Origin of the sequence: Kytococcus sedentarius DSM 20547 (assembly GCF_000023925.1) — a bacterium.
In the GTDB taxonomy this organism is placed as follows: Bacteria; Actinomycetota; Actinomycetes; order Actinomycetales; family Dermatophilaceae; genus Kytococcus; species Kytococcus sedentarius.
On sequence record NC_013169.1, the window covers coordinates 413164 to 431092 of the forward strand.

General features: G+C 73.1%; 13 protein-coding genes and 1 tRNA gene. 6 read left to right on the forward strand and 8 right to left on the reverse strand.

Features of this window, described 5'->3' with window-relative positions:
* Positions 1-3 precede the first annotated feature (3 nt).
* Entirely contained in the window at positions 4-1011 is a 1008-nt protein-coding gene (gene selD, locus KSED_RS02050) for a selenide, water dikinase SelD (RefSeq protein WP_041291101.1), read from the reverse strand.
* Positions 1012-1110: 99 nt separating this feature from the next.
* Between selD and KSED_RS02055 the strand changes: the two genes are divergently transcribed.
* The 3 genes from KSED_RS02055 to KSED_RS02065 all read left to right on the forward strand — a co-directional run bounded on the left by KSED_RS02055 (position 1111) and on the right by KSED_RS02065 (position 4602).
* Positions 1111-1206 (forward strand) — tRNA-Sec (locus KSED_RS02055).
* A gap of 130 nt (positions 1207-1336) precedes the next feature.
* The gene (gene selA, locus KSED_RS02060) at positions 1337-2713 is read left to right on the forward strand and encodes an L-seryl-tRNA(Sec) selenium transferase (protein ID WP_012801917.1); all 1377 of its coding nucleotides are present in this window, start codon (positions 1337-1339) and stop codon (positions 2711-2713) included.
* A complete protein-coding gene (locus tag KSED_RS02065) occupies positions 2710-4602 on the forward strand; it encodes a SelB domain-containing protein (RefSeq protein ID WP_012801918.1) in 1893 nt (630 codons plus the stop codon). Before selA ends, KSED_RS02065 begins: the two co-directional genes overlap by 4 nt.
* Positions 4603-4609: 7 nt before the next feature.
* Here KSED_RS02065 and KSED_RS02070 read toward each other — a convergent pair whose 3' ends face one another.
* A complete protein-coding gene (locus KSED_RS02070; RefSeq protein ID WP_012801919.1) occupies positions 4610-5755 on the reverse strand; it encodes a threonine aldolase family protein in 1146 nt (381 codons plus the stop codon).
* Positions 5756-5952: 197 nt separating this feature from the next.
* Between KSED_RS02070 and hutU the strand changes: the two genes are divergently transcribed.
* Entirely contained in the window at positions 5953-7665 is a 1713-nt protein-coding gene (gene hutU, locus KSED_RS02075) for a urocanate hydratase (RefSeq protein WP_012801920.1), read from the forward strand.
* A gap of 74 nt (positions 7666-7739) precedes the next feature.
* On the opposite strand, the gene KSED_RS02080 is transcribed toward hutU, so the two are convergent.
* Genes KSED_RS02080 through KSED_RS02090 form a run of 3 tightly spaced genes read right to left on the reverse strand, consistent with a single transcriptional unit; the run spans position 7740 to position 9733 of the window.
* Entirely contained in the window at positions 7740-8405 is a 666-nt protein-coding gene (locus KSED_RS02080; protein ID WP_012801921.1) for a hypothetical protein, read from the reverse strand.
* Positions 8406-8429: 24 nt separating this feature from the next.
* Positions 8430-8972, reverse strand: a complete 543-nt coding sequence (locus tag KSED_RS02085; protein ID WP_115306680.1) for a hypothetical protein — start codon at positions 8970-8972, stop codon at positions 8430-8432.
* A gap of 35 nt (positions 8973-9007) precedes the next feature.
* A complete protein-coding gene (locus KSED_RS02090) occupies positions 9008-9733 on the reverse strand; it encodes a hypothetical protein (protein ID WP_012801923.1) in 726 nt (241 codons plus the stop codon).
* 283 nt (positions 9734-10016) lie between these two features.
* On the opposite strand from KSED_RS02090, the gene KSED_RS02095 reads away from it, so the two are divergent.
* Both KSED_RS02095 and KSED_RS02100 read left to right on the forward strand, forming a co-directional pair.
* Positions 10017-12986 (forward strand): FAD-binding and (Fe-S)-binding domain-containing protein, encoded by a 2970-nt coding sequence (locus KSED_RS02095; RefSeq protein ID WP_012801924.1) that lies wholly within the window; start codon positions 10017-10019, stop codon positions 12984-12986.
* Complete coding sequence (locus tag KSED_RS02100; RefSeq protein WP_012801925.1) at positions 12983-13969, forward strand: ornithine cyclodeaminase family protein; 987 nt, start codon at positions 12983-12985, stop codon at positions 13967-13969. Before KSED_RS02095 ends, KSED_RS02100 begins: the two co-directional genes overlap by 4 nt.
* 20 nt (positions 13970-13989) lie before the next feature.
* On the opposite strand, the gene KSED_RS02105 is transcribed toward KSED_RS02100, so the two are convergent.
* From KSED_RS02105 to KSED_RS02115, 3 genes are all read right to left on the reverse strand, one after another.
* A complete protein-coding gene (locus tag KSED_RS02105; protein ID WP_012801926.1) occupies positions 13990-15150 on the reverse strand; it encodes an NAD(P)/FAD-dependent oxidoreductase in 1161 nt (386 codons plus the stop codon).
* A 67-nt stretch (positions 15151-15217) separates the two neighbouring features.
* Positions 15218-16759, reverse strand: coding sequence for an alanine/glycine:cation symporter family protein (locus tag KSED_RS02110; RefSeq protein ID WP_012801927.1), 1542 nt, complete (start codon positions 16757-16759; stop codon positions 15218-15220).
* Positions 16759-17904, reverse strand: coding sequence for a Glu/Leu/Phe/Val family dehydrogenase (locus KSED_RS02115; RefSeq protein ID WP_012801928.1), 1146 nt, complete (start codon positions 17902-17904; stop codon positions 16759-16761). Before KSED_RS02115 ends, KSED_RS02110 begins: the two co-directional genes overlap by 1 nt.
* Positions 17905-17929 lie beyond the last annotated feature (25 nt).

Here is a 17929-nt window from a genome sequence, read left to right on the forward strand (position 1 = left end):
GGCTCAGCGAACCTGCACCATCACGCCCTCGCCCAGGGACCCGGCCGGCACCGTCTCGCCGATGACCGGAGCGCCGGGGACCTCGCCGATGACGAGCAGCCCGCCGGAGGTCTGCGCGTCCGCCAGCAGCAGGAGCTCGTCCTCCGCGACGCCCTCTGCCGACAGGTGCGGCCGCACCCAGTCGAGATTGCGGCGGGAACCGCCCGGCACGTGGCCGGCGGCCAGCGCCTCCCGGGCGCCGTCCACGCAGGGCACCGCTCCCGCATCGATGCAGGCGGCGACCGCCGAGGCGCGGCACATCTTGAATAGGTGTCCCAACAGGCCGAAGCCGGTGACGTCGGTGGCGGCACGCACCCCGGCCTGGAGGGCGGCGCGGGAGGCCGCGGCGTTGAGCTGGGTCATCACCTCGATGGCATGCGGGTGCAGGGCGCCGGTGGTCTTGTGGTGGTTGTTGAGGATGCCCAGGCCCACCGGCTTGGTGAGGCTGATGGGCAGCCCGGGCTCGGCGGCGTCGTTGCGCAGCAGGCGGTCCGGGTCGGCTGTGCCGGTGACGGCCATGCCGTAGATGGGCTCGGGGCTGTCGATGCTGTGGCCGCCGATCACCGGGCACCCGGCCTGGGTGGCGATCTCGAGCCCGCCGGCGAGCACCTCGGTGAGCAGCTCCATCGGCAGGGCGGCGCGCGGCCAGCCGACGAGGTTGATGGCCATCACCGGCGTGCCGCCCATGGCGTAGACGTCGGAGAGGGCGTTGGCGGCGGCGATGCGCCCCCAGGTGCGGGGGTCGTCGACCACGGGGGTGAAGAAGTCCGCGGTGGAGACCGAGGCCACGCCGGGCGCCACCTGCACCACGGCGGCATCGTCCCCGTCGTCCAGGCCCACCAGGACGGCTGCGTCGGTGGCCGGGACCTGCCCGCGCAGACCGGCGACCACCTGCTCGAGCTCCTCGGCGGGGATCTTGCAGGCGCAGCCACCGCCGGCCGCGAACTGGGTGAGGCGCAGGGAGTCAGTCATGGCGTCACGGTAAGCGAAGGAGTGGCCGTCGGCCCACCCACCCCGGTGGGCGCCGGCCCACCCCACCCGGCGGCTTCGCCTTCGCCTACCCTGTGCCGCGGAGGCGTCTGGGTTCCTGGTGGGCCCCCCGGTCTTCAACACCGGTGAGGGCGAGTACCTCGTCCTGGCGGGTTCGATTCCCGTCCGCCTCCGCCACACGTCCGCCGCCCCGGGAGAGCGCGACTGCGGATTCGGATGGGGGCCGGCCGCGGCGGGCAGCCGCCGCGACAACCGAAACCCGCACCGGTGCGGTGCTGAGCCGCCCGGCCCCACGTAGGGTCGCCCCATGACCGCCGGGCAGCCCGCAGACCCCGACCCGCGCCGCCGCATCCCCCGTACCGATGCGGTGCTGGCCGACCCCCGCATCGCCGCCACCCTGGCCCGCCTCGACCGCCGCACCGTCCTCGATGCGGTGCGCCACGCCCAGGAGCAGGCCCGCGCCGGCGAGATCGCCCCCGGCCAGGTCGTGGACACCGCCTTGGCAACCCTCCCGCAGCGCGCCAGCAGCCTCACGCCGGTGCTCAACGCCACCGGCATCGTCGTCCACACCAACCTCGGCCGCGCGCCCCTGGCCCCCACGGCCCGGCAGGCCCTGCAGGACGCCGCCGGCACCGTCGACATCGAGCTCGACCTCGCCACCGGCGAACGCGGCCCCCGCGCCGCCGGCCTCCGCGAGGCCCTGCACCGCGCCGTCCCCACCGCCGAGGACACCCTGGCGGTCAACAACGGCGCCGCCGCCCTGGTACTGGCCACCACCGCCCTGGCCGCCGGCCGCGAGGTCGTCGTCAGCCGCGGCCAGATGGTCGAGATCGGCGACGGCTTCCGCCTGCCGGACCTCATCGCCTCCACCGGCGCCCGCCTGCGCGAGGTCGGCACCACCAACCGCACCCACCTGGCCGACTACGCCGATGCCGTCGGCCCCGACACCGGCTGCATCCTGGCCGTCCACCCCAGCAACTTCCGCGTCGACGGCTTCACGCGCACCGTCAGCACCACCGAGCTCGCCACCCTCGGCGTCCCGGTGGTCCACGACATCGGCAGCGGCTTGCTGGCCCCCGACCCCGCCCTCCCCGACGAGCCCGACGCCGCCACAGCCCTGGCCGCCGGCGCCCACTTGGTGACCGCCAGCGGAGACAAGCTCCTCGGAGGCCCCCAGGCCGGCCTCGTCCTGGGCCGCGCCGACCTGGTCCACCGGCTCCGCCGCCACCCGCTGGCCCGCGCCCTGCGCATTGACAAGCTCACCGCTGCCGCGCTGGAGGCCACCCTGCGCAGCCCCAGCACGCCCGTCTCCGACGCCCTCCACGCCACCGCGGCCGAGCTTGAACCGCGCACCCGCCGCCTCGCCCGCGAGCTCGGGTTGGAGGTCACCCCCATCGAGGGTCGCGTCGGGGGAGGGGGCGCGCCGGGCGTCCCCCTGCCGGGATGGGCGCTCGTCCTACCCCCCGATGCGGTGAGCCGCCTGCGCCGGCCGCCGGCCGGCACCGCCGTGGTGCTCGCCCGCATCGAGGGCGGACGGGGGCTGGTCGACCTGCGCTGCATCGCGCCCGCCGACGAGCCCGCCCTGGCCGATGCGGTGCGCGTCGCCCTGGGTGCCACGCCCGCCCCGGCAGGGCCAGCGACGCCCGCGCCCATCCCACCGGACGGTTCGGAGCCCACCCCGTGAGGCGCGTCCTGGCCACGGCCGGGCACGTGGACCACGGCAAGTCCACCCTCGTCCGCGCCCTCACCGGCCGCGACCCCGACCGGCTCGCGCAGGAGAAGGAGCGCGGCCTCACCATCGAGCTCGGCTTCGCGTGGACCACGCTGCCAGATGGGGCCGAGGTGGCCTTCGTCGACGTGCCGGGGCACCGCCGGTTCATTGGGACCATGCTGTCGGGGCTGGGGCCGGCGCCCGCGGTGGTCTTCGTGGTGGCGGCCGACCAGGGCTGGCAGGCCCAGTCCTCCGAGCACCTCGCGGCCGTGCAGGCGCTGGGTCTCCGACGCCTGTTGCTGGTGGTCACCCGGGCGGACCTGGCGGACCCGGCCCCCACGCTCGCCGCCGCGCGCGAGCGGTTGGCCGCTGCCGGCATCGAGCCGCTGGGCGAGGTGGCCGTCTCGGCGGTGACGGGTCAGGGGATGGACGACCTGCGCGCCGCCCTCGACGGCCTGGTCGCGTCGCTGCCGGAGCCGGACGCCACCGCACCCGTGCGCCTGTGGGCCGACCGGGCGTTCACCGTCGGCGGCAGCGGCACCGTGGTGACCGGCACCCTCGGGGCGGGCACGCTGCGGGTCGGAGACGAGCTCGAGCTGCTGGACGAGCAGGGCCATCGCGCGTCGGTGCAAGTGCGCGGGCTGCACAGTCAGGACGTCGAGCGCGCGGAGGTGGGCCCCGTCTCGCGGGCGGCGGTGAACCTGCGACGGGTGCAGCGCGATGCGGTGGGGCGCGGGGCCGTGCTGCTCACCCCGGGTGCGTGGGAGGCGGCGCGGGTGGTGGACGTGACGCTCGGGCCGGCGGGGGATGGCGGTGCGACCACCGGGGCCGGTGTAGGGGCGGCCAGCGCGGGGGCACCCAGTGCGGGGGCAGCCGTTCCGCCGGAGCGAGTCACCCTGCACGTGGGCACCGCGGACCTCGAGGTGCACTGCCGCGCTCTGGGCGCCGGTCACGCCCGGCTGACGCTCCCGGTGGACCTGCCGTGGCGGGTGGGCGACCGGGTGATCCTGCGTGATCCGGGCTCCCGCCACCTGTGGGCCGCGGTGGTGCTCGACGCCGACCCGTTGCCGCTGCGCCGTCGAGGGGCAGCCCGGGAGCGGGGCGAGGCCCTGACCGCGGCCGGCACCGATGGGGTGCGCCTGCGCCGCGTGCGTCTGGCCGGGCGCCGGGTGGAGCCCGCGGCGCGCCTCGAACGGCTGGGCCTGGGGGCCGCCTCGCCGGACCCCAGTGGCAGCACGGACCCGCCGGGTGGCCCCGCTGAGGGGTCGGAGCGCCGCATCGCTGATCTCGTGGTCGACCCGGCGGCCTGGCAGTCCTGGCGTGACGCGCTGGCCGCCACCGTGCGCACCCACCACCAGGACCAACCGCTCAGCGCCGGGCTGACGCCAGCGGAGGCCGCCCACGCCATCGATCTGCCGTCCCAGCACGCCGCCACCCTGCTGCCCGCGCTGGCCGCCGCGGCCGGGCTCACCCTGCAGGACGGCCGCGTGCGCGATCTGCAGGCCGGCGGGTTGGGCCCCGCGGAGCCCGGCATCGCGCAGGTGGAGGCGTGGTTGCGGGAGGATCCCTTCGCCGCCCCCGAGGCGCGCGACCTGGACGACCTCGGGGTGGGCGCGCGGGAGCTGGCCGCCGCCGTCCGGCTGGGGCGGGTGCTTCGCCTGCCCGGCGAGGTGGTGCTGCTGCCCGACGCCCCCGCACGGGCGATGCGGGAGCTCGTCGGCCTGCCGCAGCCGTTCACCACCAGCCAGGCCCGGCAGGCGCTGGGCACCACGCGGCGGGTGGCAATCCCGCTGCTGGAGCACCTGGACGCCCGCGGCTGGACGCGCCGGGTGGACGCGCAGACGCGGGAGGTCGTGCGCTGAGGGCCGCTCAGCGGTCCGTCGAGCCCGGCTCCACGAGTCCCGCGATGAGGTCGGCGGCCTCCGCGACGCCGAACTCCAGCGTCGGCGCCGTCACCGTCAGCTCGCACCACGCCCAGCCCGGCACGTTGGCGGGCTGCCACACCATCGGCAGGCCGATGCGGTCGCGCTCCACCGCCTGCAGCGCCCGCTCGCTCACCGCATCGGCGTCGTCCGGCGCGTAGACGCGGAAGGCGACGGCATGCGGCTCGGACGGCACGGTGCGCAGGCCGCGCTCGGCCAGTGCGCGCGCCCAGGCGACGGCGTACTCATGGCGCTGGGCCATCTGGGGCAGGTGCTCGTCCAGACCCCGCAGCGCGGCGGCGGCGTACGGCATCAGGGTGAACAGGGTGCCGCCCTGCCGGCGACGCCACACGCGGGCCTCGCGGCAGAGCTCCTCGGTGCCGGCGAGCGCGGCGCCGGCAAGCCCCGCCAGGCCCTTGTAGAACGAGACGTAGACCGAGTCGGCCAAGCCGGCGATCTCGGCCAGCGGGCGGTCGAACCAGGGCTGGCTCTCCCACAGCCGGGCACCGTCGAGGTGCAGGGCCACCCCGCGCTCGCGGCAGGCGGATGCCAGGCCGGTCAGCTCGTCCCAGGTGGGCAGCAGGTAGGAGCCGTCGCGCAGGGGGAGCTCGGCCAGGACCGCGCCCAAGCGGCCGGGGATGGCGGCCAGGTCCTCGGCGGTGGCGACCCGCGGGCCGGTGGTGAGGTGCTCCACCTCGAAGCCGTGCAGCCGGCGCGGGCCGTCCTCCTCGTGGACCAGCAGGTGAGAGAGGTTCGGCATCGCCACCCGGGAGGTGCCGGCCGCGTCGCAGTGCACGCGGAGCGCCACCTCCTGGGCCATCACGCCGCTGGGGAAGAAGACGGCGTCGTCGGTGCCGAGCAGCTCGGCCACCCGGCGCTCCAGCAGGGCGACCGTGCCGTGCTCCCCGTAGGAGTCCCACCCCGCGCTGCCCTCCTCCAGGGCGCCCGATGCGGTGAGCCCGTCCAGATGGTCGGCCAAGCTGCGGAGCTCCTGCGCAGGGGAGGGGCGCCCGCCGGTGAGGTGACGGGTGGCCGCGGCGGCGGCGGCACGGCGGCGGGCGGTGAGGTCCATCTCTGCGGGGTCGGTGGCCATGGTGTGGAGCCTACGGCGGGGACGGGCGAGTGCCCGCGTGCGCACCCCCGCACGCTCCCCGCCTGCACCCTGTCCCAGATCTGGGACGGCGGGGTCGTGCGCGCCGGTGACGACGCCCCGCATCCGCTGGTCCAATGGCGACATCGCACCCCGCGGCCGGCCCGCGGACCCCGAAGCACCCGACCCAGGAGGACCCCATGGAAGGCGCCCGCCCCGTCCGCGCACCCCGCGGCACCGAGCTGTCCTGCAAGAGCTGGCAGACCGAGGCCCCCTTGCGCATGCTCATGAACAACCTCGACCCCGAGGTGGCCGAGCGCCCCGACGACCTGGTGGTCTACGGCGGCACTGGCCGGGCGGCGCGCTCCTGGGAGGCGTTCGACGCCATCGTGGCCAGCCTCAAGGAGCTGGAGGACGACGAGACGCTGCTGGTGCAGTCCGGCAAGCCCGTCGGCATCCTGCGCACCCACGAGTGGGCCCCGCGCGTCCTCATCGCCAACTCCAACCTGGTGGGCGACTGGGCCACCTGGGAGCACTTCCGCGAGCTCGAGGCCGAGGGGCTCATGATGTACGGCCAGATGACGGCCGGCTCGTGGATCTACATCGCCACCCAGGGCATCCTGCAGGGCACCTACGAGACCTTCGCCGCGGTCGGCGCCAAGCGCTTCGGCGGCACTCTCGCGGGCACCATCACCCTCACCGGTGGCTGTGGCGGCATGGGCGGCGCGCAGCCGCTGGCCGTCACCCTGAACGATGGGGTGTGCCTCGTCGTGGACGTCGACCGCACCCGCCTGGAGCGCCGGGTGGGCAAGCGCTACCTGCACGAGATCGCCGAGGACCTGGACGACGCCATCGCGCGGGCCAACCAGGCCAAGGAGGAGCGGCGGGGCCTGAGCGTCGGCATCGTGGGCAATGCGGCCGAGGTCTTCCCCGCCCTGCTCGAGCGGCACAAGGCTGGCGACCTGCAGGTCGATGTGGTGACCGACCAGACCAGCGCCCACGACCCGCTGAGCTACCTGCCGGTGGGCGTGGACGTGGCCGATTGGCAGGCCGAGGCCGAGCGTGACCCGGTCGAGTTCACCCGCCGCGCCCAGGAGTCGATGGCGGCCCACGTCAAGGCGATGGTGGAGTTCCAGGACGCCGGGGCCGAGGTCTTCGACTACGGCAACTCCATCCGTGATGAGGCCCGCAAGGGCGGGTACGAGCGCGCCTTCGAGTTCCCCGGTTTCGTGCCGGCCTACATCCGCCCGCTGTTCTGTGAGGGGCTCGGCCCGTTCCGCTGGGTGGCGCTGTCCGGCGACCCGGAGGACATCAAGGTCACCGACGCCGCGCTGAAGGAGCTGTTCCCCGAGAACGAGCACCTGCACCGCTGGCTGGACGCGGCAGACGAGTTCGTCGAGTTCGAGGGCCTGCCCGCACGCATCTGCTGGCTGGGCTACGGCGAGCGCCACAAGGCCGGGATGCTGTTCAACCAGCTCGTGCGCGAGGGCAAGGTGTCGGCGCCCATCGTCATCGGCCGGGACCACCTGGACTCCGGCTCGGTCGCCAGCCCCTACCGGGAGACCGAGGCGATGAAGGACGGCACCGATGCCGTGGCCGACTGGCCGCTGTTGAATGCGTTGACCTCGGCGAGCTCCGGGGCGTCGTGGACCTCGATCCACCACGGTGGTGGTGTGGGCATCGGGCGGTCGATCCACGCCGGGCAGGTCGGGCTGGCCGACGGCACCGACCTGGCGGAGCAGAAGCTGGAGCGGCTGCTCACCAACGACCCGGGCCTGGGCGTGCTGCGCCACGTGGACGCCGGGTACGACCGGGCCATCGAGGTGGCCGACGAGCGGGGTGTGCGCGTGCCGATGATGGACGCCGCCCGCCGCAAGGCCGCCAGTTACACCGACGAGGTGGCCGAGGGCTGAGGGGCCCGTCCATGGAACACCCGAGATGCGCACCGGTGCGCATCTCGGGTGTTTCCGTCTGCTGGGTGGCTCGATCAGGTGGTCGTTGGGCGCAGGAGGTCGGGGCAGCAGCCGGGGTCGGGCCAGTCTGCGAAGTCGACTCCCATGCGGTGGCGCCATGCTTCGGCCTGGTTGTCGCATTCCTCGGTGTCCCAGACGGGGTGGGGGTGGCGTCCGACCTCCTCGAGAAGGACGTCGATCCCGGCTGCGGTAAGGGCGTGGGCGACGCGTTGGGTAACGTACTTGTACCCCGTGTCGCCAGGGTGGTAGAAGTCGCTGCCGTCCCAGCCGTCGGGGGCGGGGTCGGTGCAGTAGGACTCGAGTGTCCACACGGCGGGGAGTTTCACGGTTCTCACGTGTTCGTCATGGAAGGTGTCGGAGTAGGTCGGTGAGGTTCCGGTGATCTCCAGTGCCCACCATGCTCCGGGTTTGAGGGCCTGCATCTTCTCCGAGGGCGGGGGAAGCTCGTGGAAGCGGACGCCGGTTGCTCCCAAGGCCTCGATGGTGTCCTTGAAGGAGTTGTGGACGACGGTGCCGATGATGTCCAGCGGGATGCCGAGTTCGTGCAGCCCGTTGGCGTTGGTCAGGTCCCCTTTGAGGGTCCGCCGGTCGGTGGTCTCCAGGTGGCCGTTGCGGTACACCAGCCCGTTGCCCATGTACTTGTCCTGCAGGAAGAAGTGCGGCTCGGTGCGGGTCCTCATCAGAAGTGAATCCTGTCGTTGTACTCACTTTTTCGCGGGCGTGGCGAAAGTGATCCGGTCCTTCTTGCCCTGGAAGATCACCCCGGCGTCGGTGACCTTTACGCGGAAGGGTTCATCCAGCACTCGTATCATCCAGTCGGGCTGGTTCGGTGGGGTGTCGCAGCCCATCGCTGAATCCGTTCGTCGATCGGGGTGAGGAACCCACTTTTCCACATCGCCCGTCAGGGGCGTCGTCCACAGCTGACAACCATCAGCGCTGGCGACCATCGAGTACCCGTCTTCTACGAGGCCCGGCGTGACGCTGACCTCCAGGGCGTCCTTGAGGTCGACGGTCTTTCCGTCGCCCGTCTTGCCCTCGATGCTGGTCAGGGTTCCGCAGAGATCCTGCCCCTCGGTGGCGGGCCAGCACGCATGCTCGGTCGACGTCGAGGATTGCTGGCTGCTGGTAGAAGAAGGCGGCTGGCCGCTAGGGGAAGAGACTTCTGCCGAGTTGGATGGGCTCTTGTTGTTTCCCGTCCCCTCGTCGCCGCAGCCGGCAAGTAGGCCGCCCCCGATGAGCACCGCCATCAGTACGCTGGGGAGAGTGGATCGGCTCATTGTCTTCACGAGGTCACCAGGGTTGCATTGAAACTCCGACCGATGGTGTCGGCAGCACGTGACCTCGCCGGCGTAGCCCCCCCTTCAACGACCTTGACCTCGACTCCTACCGCCTCCCTCACGATGCGCTCGACGTCCTCGACGGACTGAGCGCCGTTCGCCCCAGCGAGAGATGCCAGGTCGCCGCGCTGCGCGGCGGGCGCAGGCTCGACAAATGACCCGATCAGCTCGACCGGGCCGTTGTCCACGCGCAGGGTGCTGACGGCCTCCAGGTCGAACCCGATGAGCGAGAGAGACTCGGTCTGGTCAAGGATCTCGCCGGAGATCTCTCGAAGGTCGTTGAGGCCATGAGTGCGTTGCTGAAAGTCCAACTCGATTGAGTGGCGAAGTGCTTCTTGGGTCAGCTCTTCGCGCACGGTTGTACTGTCAGCCCAGCGGTCGGCATCCCACAGGGCCGTGACCCGCGACTCATTCGCCCAGTTGATCTGTTCCATGTACCCCGCAGCGGCGAACTCAGGATGCTCAATGATCCAGGTCTTGAAGGTGGCGAGGCGGTGCTGTGCCTCGAGAGGGCCGGCCTCATCGGTCGAGTGCGGGGTGACGGTGGTCACCGTTGCGGGGGAATCGGCAACCCCGCCTGCTGGGAGGGTGGAGGCGGTGGGGGCTGCAGCCACCGCCAGGGCTGGGGCGCCCCACAGAAAAAACTTCTTGAAAAGCAAGAACGTGGACATGTGGTCCCCCTCATTCTCGGCCCGAAGGCGATGCCCCGCGAAAGTGCCGGTAGGGATAGTGTAGGGCAGGACCGGTCTGGTGGACCTCGTCAGATCGCGGGGGCCGTTCGCGGAGCCGTGGTGGGTGCTCAAGGCGTCCTTGGCCGCCGTTGGTGGTGACGAGCAGCCGCGCCTCAGCTGGCGCCCCGGTCAGAATCTTGGGTAGGGGCGGCGAGTCGCTTGAACGGCAGCGTCATTCAGTGCACGGTGTAGCCCGGATCACATCATCGGCAGGGGAGGGCACGTGGCGGCGCGCAGCACCGGGGCAGTCGACCGCCTGAGCCAGCATCTCCGCGCCGCCGGCCTCACCGACGTCCGCGACGACCCGGGCACGCTGGGCACCCACTCCAGTGACGCCTCGCTCTACCGGGTGCCGCCGCGCGTGGTGGTCATGCCCCACGATGCCGAGGAGGTCGCCCGGGCGCTACAGGTCGCCCGCGCCGAGGGCGTGCCGGTCACCTCCCGGGGGGCGGGCACCTCCATTGCCGGCAACGCCATCGGCCCCGGCATCGTGCTCGACTTCTCGCGCCACATGAACCAGGTCCTGGCCGTCGACCCGGAGGCCCGCACCGCCACCGTCCAGCCCGGCGTGGTCCAGGCGCGCCTGCAGGACGCCGCCCGCCCCCACGGCCTGCTCTTCGGCCCCGACCCCTCCACCTCCACCCGCTGCACCATCGGCGGCATGATCGGCAACAACGCGTGCGGCACCAAGAGCCTCGCGTACGGCCGCACCTCCGACAACACCCTGGCGGTGGCCGGATACCTGGCCGACGGCACCGAGCTGCGCACGGGCCCAAGGGCCGGCCACGCCCCCACCGAGGAGCTCCGCGACCGCCTGCGCCGCCTCGCCGCCAGGGACCTCGCCACCCTCCGCACCGAATTCGCCCGCTTCGGACGCCAAGCTTCCGGGTACGCGCTGGAACACCTGCTGCCGGAGAACGGCACCGACGACGGCACCGACCTCGCCCGCCTCCTCGTGGGCTCCGAGGGAACCCTCGCCGTCCTCACGCAGGCCACCGTCCGCCTGGTGGGCAAGCCCGCCCACGCCCGCCTGGTGGTCCTCGGCTTCGCCACCCAGTACGACGCCGCCGATGCCGTGCCCGCCCTCCTGGAGCACGCCCCCACCGCCTGCGAGGGGCTGGACGCCCGGCTGGTGGATGTGCTGCGCGACCGCCGCGGCCCCGATGCCGTCCCTCCCCTGCCGCGCGGCGCCGCCTGGCTGTTCGTGGAGCTGTCCGGCGAGACCACCGCCGAGGTCCAGGCCGCCGCCGAGCGGCTGGTGCGCGCCGCCCCATCGGACCTGCAGGCCCTGGACGCCCGCGCCGTGCCCGACCCCGCCGAGGCCACCGCCTTGTGGCGCATCCGGTCCGACGGCGCCGGACTGGCCGGCCGCTCGGCCGCCAACGAGCCCGCCCACGCCGGGTGGGAGGACGCCGCGGTGCCCCCGGACCAGCTCGGTGGCTACCTGCGCCGCTTCGACGCGCTGCTGGACCACCACGGCCTGACCGCCGCGCCGTACGGCCACTTCGGCGAGGGCTGCATGCACGTGCGCCTGGACCTGCCGCTCGAGGCCGCCGACGGCGTGGCACGCAGCCGGGCCTTCCTGGAGGACGCCGCCCGCCTGGTGGCCGAGTTCGGCGGCTCCATGTCCGGCGAGCACGGTGACGGTCGCGCCCGCAGCGAGCTGCTGCCGTACATGTACTCCCCGGCGGCGCTGCGCCTGTTCCGGGCCGTGAAACACACCTTCGACCCCACCGGCCTGCTCAACCCCGGCGTGCTGGTGGACCCCGAGCCGTTGGACGCGAACCTCCGCATCACCGGGGTGCGCCACGACCTCCCCCTGCCGGCGTTCATGTACCCCGAGGACGACGGCCGCTTCAGCCGCGCCGTGCACCGCTGCACCGGGGTGGGCAAGTGCGTGGCCGACGGGGTGCTCGACAAGACCCCCACGGTCATGTGCCCCTCCTACCTGGCCACCCGCGAGGAGACGCACTCCACCCGCGGCCGGGCGCGCCTGCTCCAGGAGGTGGTCAATGGCAACAGCCCGCTGGACTTCGACTCCCCGGAGGTGCACGAGAGCCTGGACCTGTGCCTCTCGTGCAAGGGGTGCGCCTCGGACTGCCCGACCGGGGTGGACATGGCCACCTACAAGTCCGAGGTGCTGCACCAGACCTACCGCGGGCGGCTGCGCCCGATCACCCACTACTCGCTGGGCTGGTTGCCGCGTTGGGTGGCGCTCGCCTCGCGCGTGCCGGGTCTGGCCAACCGGATGATGCGGCTCGCCCGGGTGGTCCCTGCGCTGGTGCGCGTGGCCGGCATCGACCCCCGCCGCGGGCTGCCGACCTTCGCCCCGCGGACCTTCCGGCGCGAGGTGGGGAGCGTGCCCCGCGATGCGGAGAGCGTGCCCCGCGGTGACGCGTCGCCGGGGGCGACCCCCGGCCGAGGGCGCGCCGGCAGCGGCGGCGGCGCTCCCGCATCGGGCCGGGTGGTGCTCTTCGTCGACACCTTCAGCAACGCGTTCACGCCCGAGGCGGCGCGGGCCACGGTGACCGTGCTGGAGGCGGCGGGGTACGGCGTGGAGCTGGTGCCGCGGCAATCCTGCTGCGGGCTGACGTGGATCACCACCGGGCAGCTCGACGCCGCCCGCCGCATGGTGGCCACGACCGTCGAGCAACTGCTGCCGTTCGCGCGGGCCGGGGTGCCGATCATCGGCATCGAGCCGTCCTGCACCGGCGTGCTGCGCAAGGACGCCCCCGAGCTGTTGGGCACCCCGGAGGCCGAGCTGGTGGCCGAGCACACGCTCACCCTGGCCGAGCTGCTGGCCCGCACCGACTGGACCCCGCCGGGCCTCGACGGCCTACGGGTGCTGGCGCAGCCGCACTGCCACCACCACGCGGTGATGGGCTGGGGCGCCGACCAGCGCCTGCTCGAGCGGGCCGGGGCGAAGGTGGAGGCGCTCGCCGGCTGCTGCGGTCTCGCGGGGAACTTCGGGGTGGAGCAGGGCCACTATGAGGTGTCCGTGGCCGTCGCCGAGCAGCACCTGCTGCCGGCCCTGCGGCGCGGCGAGCACGACGTGGTGCTCACCGACGGGTTCTCGTGCCGCCTGCAGGCCTCGGACCTGGGCGGGGCACAGGGCCAGCACCTGGCCGAGCTGCTGGCCTCCCGCATCGACCCGACCGACCGGACGACCACCCCCGACCAGGAGGACGCATGACCACCGAACTGCTCGTGCTGACCGCCGCCGAGATCGAGGGCCTGCTGGACCTCGATGCCGTCTTCGCCTCGCAGGTGCGCGCCTTCGAGGGGCTGGGCTCCGGGCGCGCCGAGCTGGCGCCGAAGGTGTCCGTGCCCGGCCGCGAGGGCGCCAGCCTGCTCACCTACACCGCACGCAGCACCACCGAGGCGCCGGGCGTGGTGAAGGTGATCGGTTTCCAGCCGCAGAACCCCGCCAACGGCCTCGACCCGGTGCAGGGCGTGGTGCTGGTGGTGGACCCCGACACCGGGCAGCCCGTCGCGCTGCTGGACGGCCCTGCCCTGACCACCCCGCGCACCGCCGCCGGCAGCGCCGTGGCCATGGACCTGCTGGCGCGGGCCGATGCGGCTGTGCTCACCATCGTGGGCACCGGCGTGCAGGCGCGGGCCCACCTGCGTGCGCTGAGCCGGGTGCGGGAGCTCGAGCGGATCCACCTCATCGGGCGTCGCGCCGAGGCCGCCGAGGAGCTCGCGGCCGAGCTGGCGGACGAGCTCGGGGTGCCCATCGTCCCGGGCACCGACCTGCCTGCCGTGGCGGGTGAGAGCGATGTCATCGCGCTGTGCACCACCAGTCACACCCCCCTACTCGATGCGGGGAACGTGCGCCCGGGCGCGCTGGTCATCAGCGTCGGGTCGTTCGCGCCCGACCGCAGCGAGGTGGGTGCCGACCTGCTGGGGCGGGCCGAGCTGCTGGTGGTCGACGAGGTGGCCACCGCATCGGCGCAGGCGGGCTGCATCATCGATGCGGTGGCCGCGGGGGTGCTGGCCGAGTCCGCGCTGGTGCCGCTGGGCAGCATCGCGACCGGGGCGCACCCGGGGCGGGCGAGCGACGAGGACGTGGTGTTCTACAACTCGGTGGGCATCGCGGTGCAGGACGCCACCATCGCCGAGGAGGTCCTGGACCGCGCCCGCGCCGCAGGGGTCGGCACCACCGTCACCCTCTGAGCGCGGTTCTCGGGCCGGCCTCAGACGATGTTGAACTCCGGTCGCAGGCCGGCGCCCTCGAAGCGCCGCCCGTGCAGGGCGGTCACGTCCACCGAGGGCGTCTGGCCGAGGTAGAGCTCCGCCATCACCTGGCCCACGGCGGGCCCCTGCAGGAACCCGTGCCCCGAGAACCCGGTGGCGTACAGGAACCGTGAGACGCCCTCGGCCTCACCGATCAGCGCGTTGTGGTCCGGCGTCACCTCGTACAGCCCGGCCCAGCGCGAGGCCATGCCCACCTCCTCGAGCACCGGCACCCGGCGCCCGGCGGCCTCGACCACCTGCTCGAGCCACTCGTCGGTGTGCTCCAGCGAGAAGCCGGGCTCCTCGTCCTGGTTCGACATGCCCACCAGCAGGCCGGGCCCCTCGCGGTGGAAGTACATGGTGGTGGAGAAGTCGATGGTGAAGGGCACGTTCGCGGGCAGGTCCGGCATCGGCTCGGTCACCAGCAGCTCGCGGCGCACCGGGTCCACCGGCAGGTCCACGCCCACCATGTCGCCCAGCGCCCGCGACCAGGCGCCGGCGCAGCAGACCACGGTGTCGGTGGCGATCGACCCCTGGGCGGTCTCCACGGAGGTGATGGTGTCGCCCTCGCGCACCACGTCGGTCACCTCGCAGTGGCGGATGATGCGCACGCCCAGCGCGCGGGCGGCCCGCGCGTACCCCTGCACCACGGACTCCGGCGTGCAGTGCCCGGCCTCCGGCGACCACACACCGGCGATGAGGCCCTCGGTGGAGATCAACGGGGAGAGCTCCTTGGCCTCCTCGACGCTGGTGATGCGGCTCTCCAACCCCATCGAGCGCTGCAGCTCGACGTTGCGCTCGAAAGTGCGCAGGTCCTCCTCGCGCTCCAGCAGAAACAGGTAGCCGCACTCGTCCAGGTCGATGTCCTGGTCGAACAGCTCCGGGAAGTTCCGGAAGACCTCCAGGCTGCGCATGCCCAGCTCGATGTTCACCGCATCGGAGAACTGGGCGCGCACGCCGCCGGCGGCCTTGCAGGTGGAGCCGGCGCCGAGCTCGCCGCGCTCCACGAGCACGACGTCCTGCACACCCTGCTTGGCCAGGTGGTAGGCGGTGCTCAGGCCCATGACGCCGCCGCCGATGACGACGACCCGGGCGCGGGTGGGGAAGTTCTGGTCCGACATGGTCACTCCTTGGACGGGGAAGAAAGGGGTGCCGGCGCGGGAGCACCGGGCACGGGGTCAGCGGGCGTCAGCGCGCCGGGGTGTTGGTGGCGGTTGCCCGGCCGGGGACGACCGTGCTGCCCTGGTTGGGCTGGCTGCGCTCGGCCTCGGGCACCTCGGGGACGTCCCCGTTGGCGTAGTCCCGGGTGTGCTTGCTGAGTTCGCGGCGCAGCACGCCGGAGAGCAGGTACAGGCCGATGAAGTTGGGCAACGTCACCAGGAAGAACATGGCGTCGGAGAAGCCGACGACCGTGTCCAGCGAGACGGCGGCACCGACCACGATCATCACGATCCACAGCGCGTCGTAGCTCAGCTCCACGGCCCGGCTGTTGCCGAAAAGGTACCCGGCGGACTTCTTGCCGTAGTACGAGTAGCTCAGCAGGGTGGAGAAGGCCAGCAGCAGCACGATCGCCGTCAGCAGCCAGGGGAACAGGGCGTGCACGGTGCCGAAGGCCTCGGAGGTGAGGGCCACCCCATCGGCGCTGGAGGAGGTGTGCAGACCGGTCACGACGATGGCCAGCGCCGTCATCGTGCAGATGACCACCGAGTCGATGAACGGCTCGAGCGAGGCGACCAGGCCCTCCTGCGCGGGGCGGCGGGTGCGCACGGGCGAGTGCGCGATGGCGGCCGAGCCAACACCGGCGGCGTTGGAGAACAGCGCGCGCTGCACCCCGATGATGGCGACTCCCACCACGCCGCCCTGCACGCCCTCACCGGTGAAGGCACCGTCGAAGATCGCCCCGACGGCCGAGGGCAGGGAGCCGACGTTGGCGCCGAGGATCACCAGCACGCACAGCACGTACAGGATGGCCATGATCGGCGTGAGGCGGGAGGTCCAGCGGGCGATGGAGCGGATGCCGCCGAAGATGACCACGGCCGCCAGGACCGCCAGGGCCAGGCCGATCATCCACCCGCGGCCGGCCAGGATGCTCTCCTCGCCGCCGGTCAGGTTCGTCAGCTGCACGGCCACCTGGTTGGCCTGGAAGATGTTGCCGGCCCCCAGCGCGCCGATCATCATGGCGAAGGCGTAGAAGCCGGCCAGGAAGACGCCCAGCGGGCGCATGCCGCGCTCGGCCAGGCCGTGCTGGAGGTAGTACATCGGCCCGCCGGAGACGGTGCCGTCGTCGTTGATGCGGCGGTACTTGGCACCCAGCGTGGCCTCGGCGGCCTTGATGGACATGCCGAGGAAGCCGGCGAGGATGATCCACAGCGTGGCGCCGGGGCCACCGACGGTGATGGCCACGGCCACACCGGCGACGTTGCCCAGCCCCACCGTGCCCGAGAGCTCGGTGGCCAGCGCCTGGTAGCTGGTGATCTCACCGGGGTCGGTGCGCCGGTTGAACCGGCCCTTCACGATGCCGGGCACCTGCCGCATGCCGTAGACGATCTGGGGCCCGATGAGGGCGCTCAGCACGAACCCGCCGAGTAGCAGCCACACGATGAGGAAGGGCATCTCCGCGCTGCCCAGTGGGAAGGTGGCGAAGACGATGCCGGAGAGCCATTCCACGACCGGGCCGAACCACGACTCGATCGCGCCGTCGATGCCGGACTTCTCGGCCTGGGTGAGCATTATCGGATCTCCTGACGGGTGGGGGGCACCTGGCCGCGCAGCTCCATGGCCTGGCGGACCCGGTCGCGGGCCAGCTGGCCCGCGGCGGCGTGGGGGGTGGTGTCGGTGGTGGTGGCCGCCTCGAGGACGGTGAGGGTGTTGGCCCGCATCCGCTCGGTGACGGTGGGGACGATCTGGTCGGTCGCGACGCCGAAGGGGGAGTAGCGGTCCCGCATGCCGAACGCGGCGGCGATGATGCCGCCGGCGTTCGCGATGAAGTCGGGCACCAGCGTCACGCCCCGGGCGGCGAGGAGCTCCTGCGCCGCGGCGTCGGTGGGCAGGTTGGCCCCCTCCACCACGAGGCGGGCCCGCACGTCGCCGGCGTTGGTGGCGTCGAGCACGCCCTGCTGGGCGGCCGGGACGAGGATCCCGGCATCGAGGGTGAGCTCCCGTCCGGCGGCGAGCCGCTGGCCGGACGCGTGGTCCACCAGCGCGTCGCCGTGCGCCTCGCGCAGGAGCAGCAGCTCGGTGACGTCCAGGCCGTCGGGGTCGTGCACGGCGCCCACGGCGGTGGACACGGCCACGATGCGGTAGCCCAGCTCCGACAGCCGGCGCACCGTGGCGTGGCCGACTGCCCCGAAACCCTGCACGACCACGCGGTCGTCGTCGATGCCGCAGTGGGCCACGGAGGCGTCGACGGCCTCGGCGACCCCGTGGCCGGTGATGCCCAGGGCGTCGTAGGCCACGCCGCCGAGGGCGGCCGGGGTGCCGGTGGCGGCACCCCGGTCGCCGAGCTCGTCGCAGAGGATGGCCGCGTCGGCCTCGTTCAACCCCATGTCCAGCCCGAACACGTACTCGCTCGGCACCTCATTGCGCAGCATGCGTGCGAAGGCCCGCAGCGCCTCCTCCTTGCGGGGGGAGGTCGGGTCGAACCGGATGCCGGCCTTCGCGCCGCCCTGGTACAGGTCGACGGCTGCCCACTTCCAAGTCATCACCCGGGCCAGGGAGGCCACCTCGGCCACGGTGAGGTCGGCCCGCATGCGGGTGCCGCCCTTGCCCGGGCCGCGCGAGGTGTTGTCGATGACGAGCACGCCCTGCATGCCGCTGCGCTGGTGGTTGACGGTGACGACCTTCTCCGGTCCCCACTCGTCCATGAGCTCGAACACGCGGATCTCCTCGGTCTCTACGGTC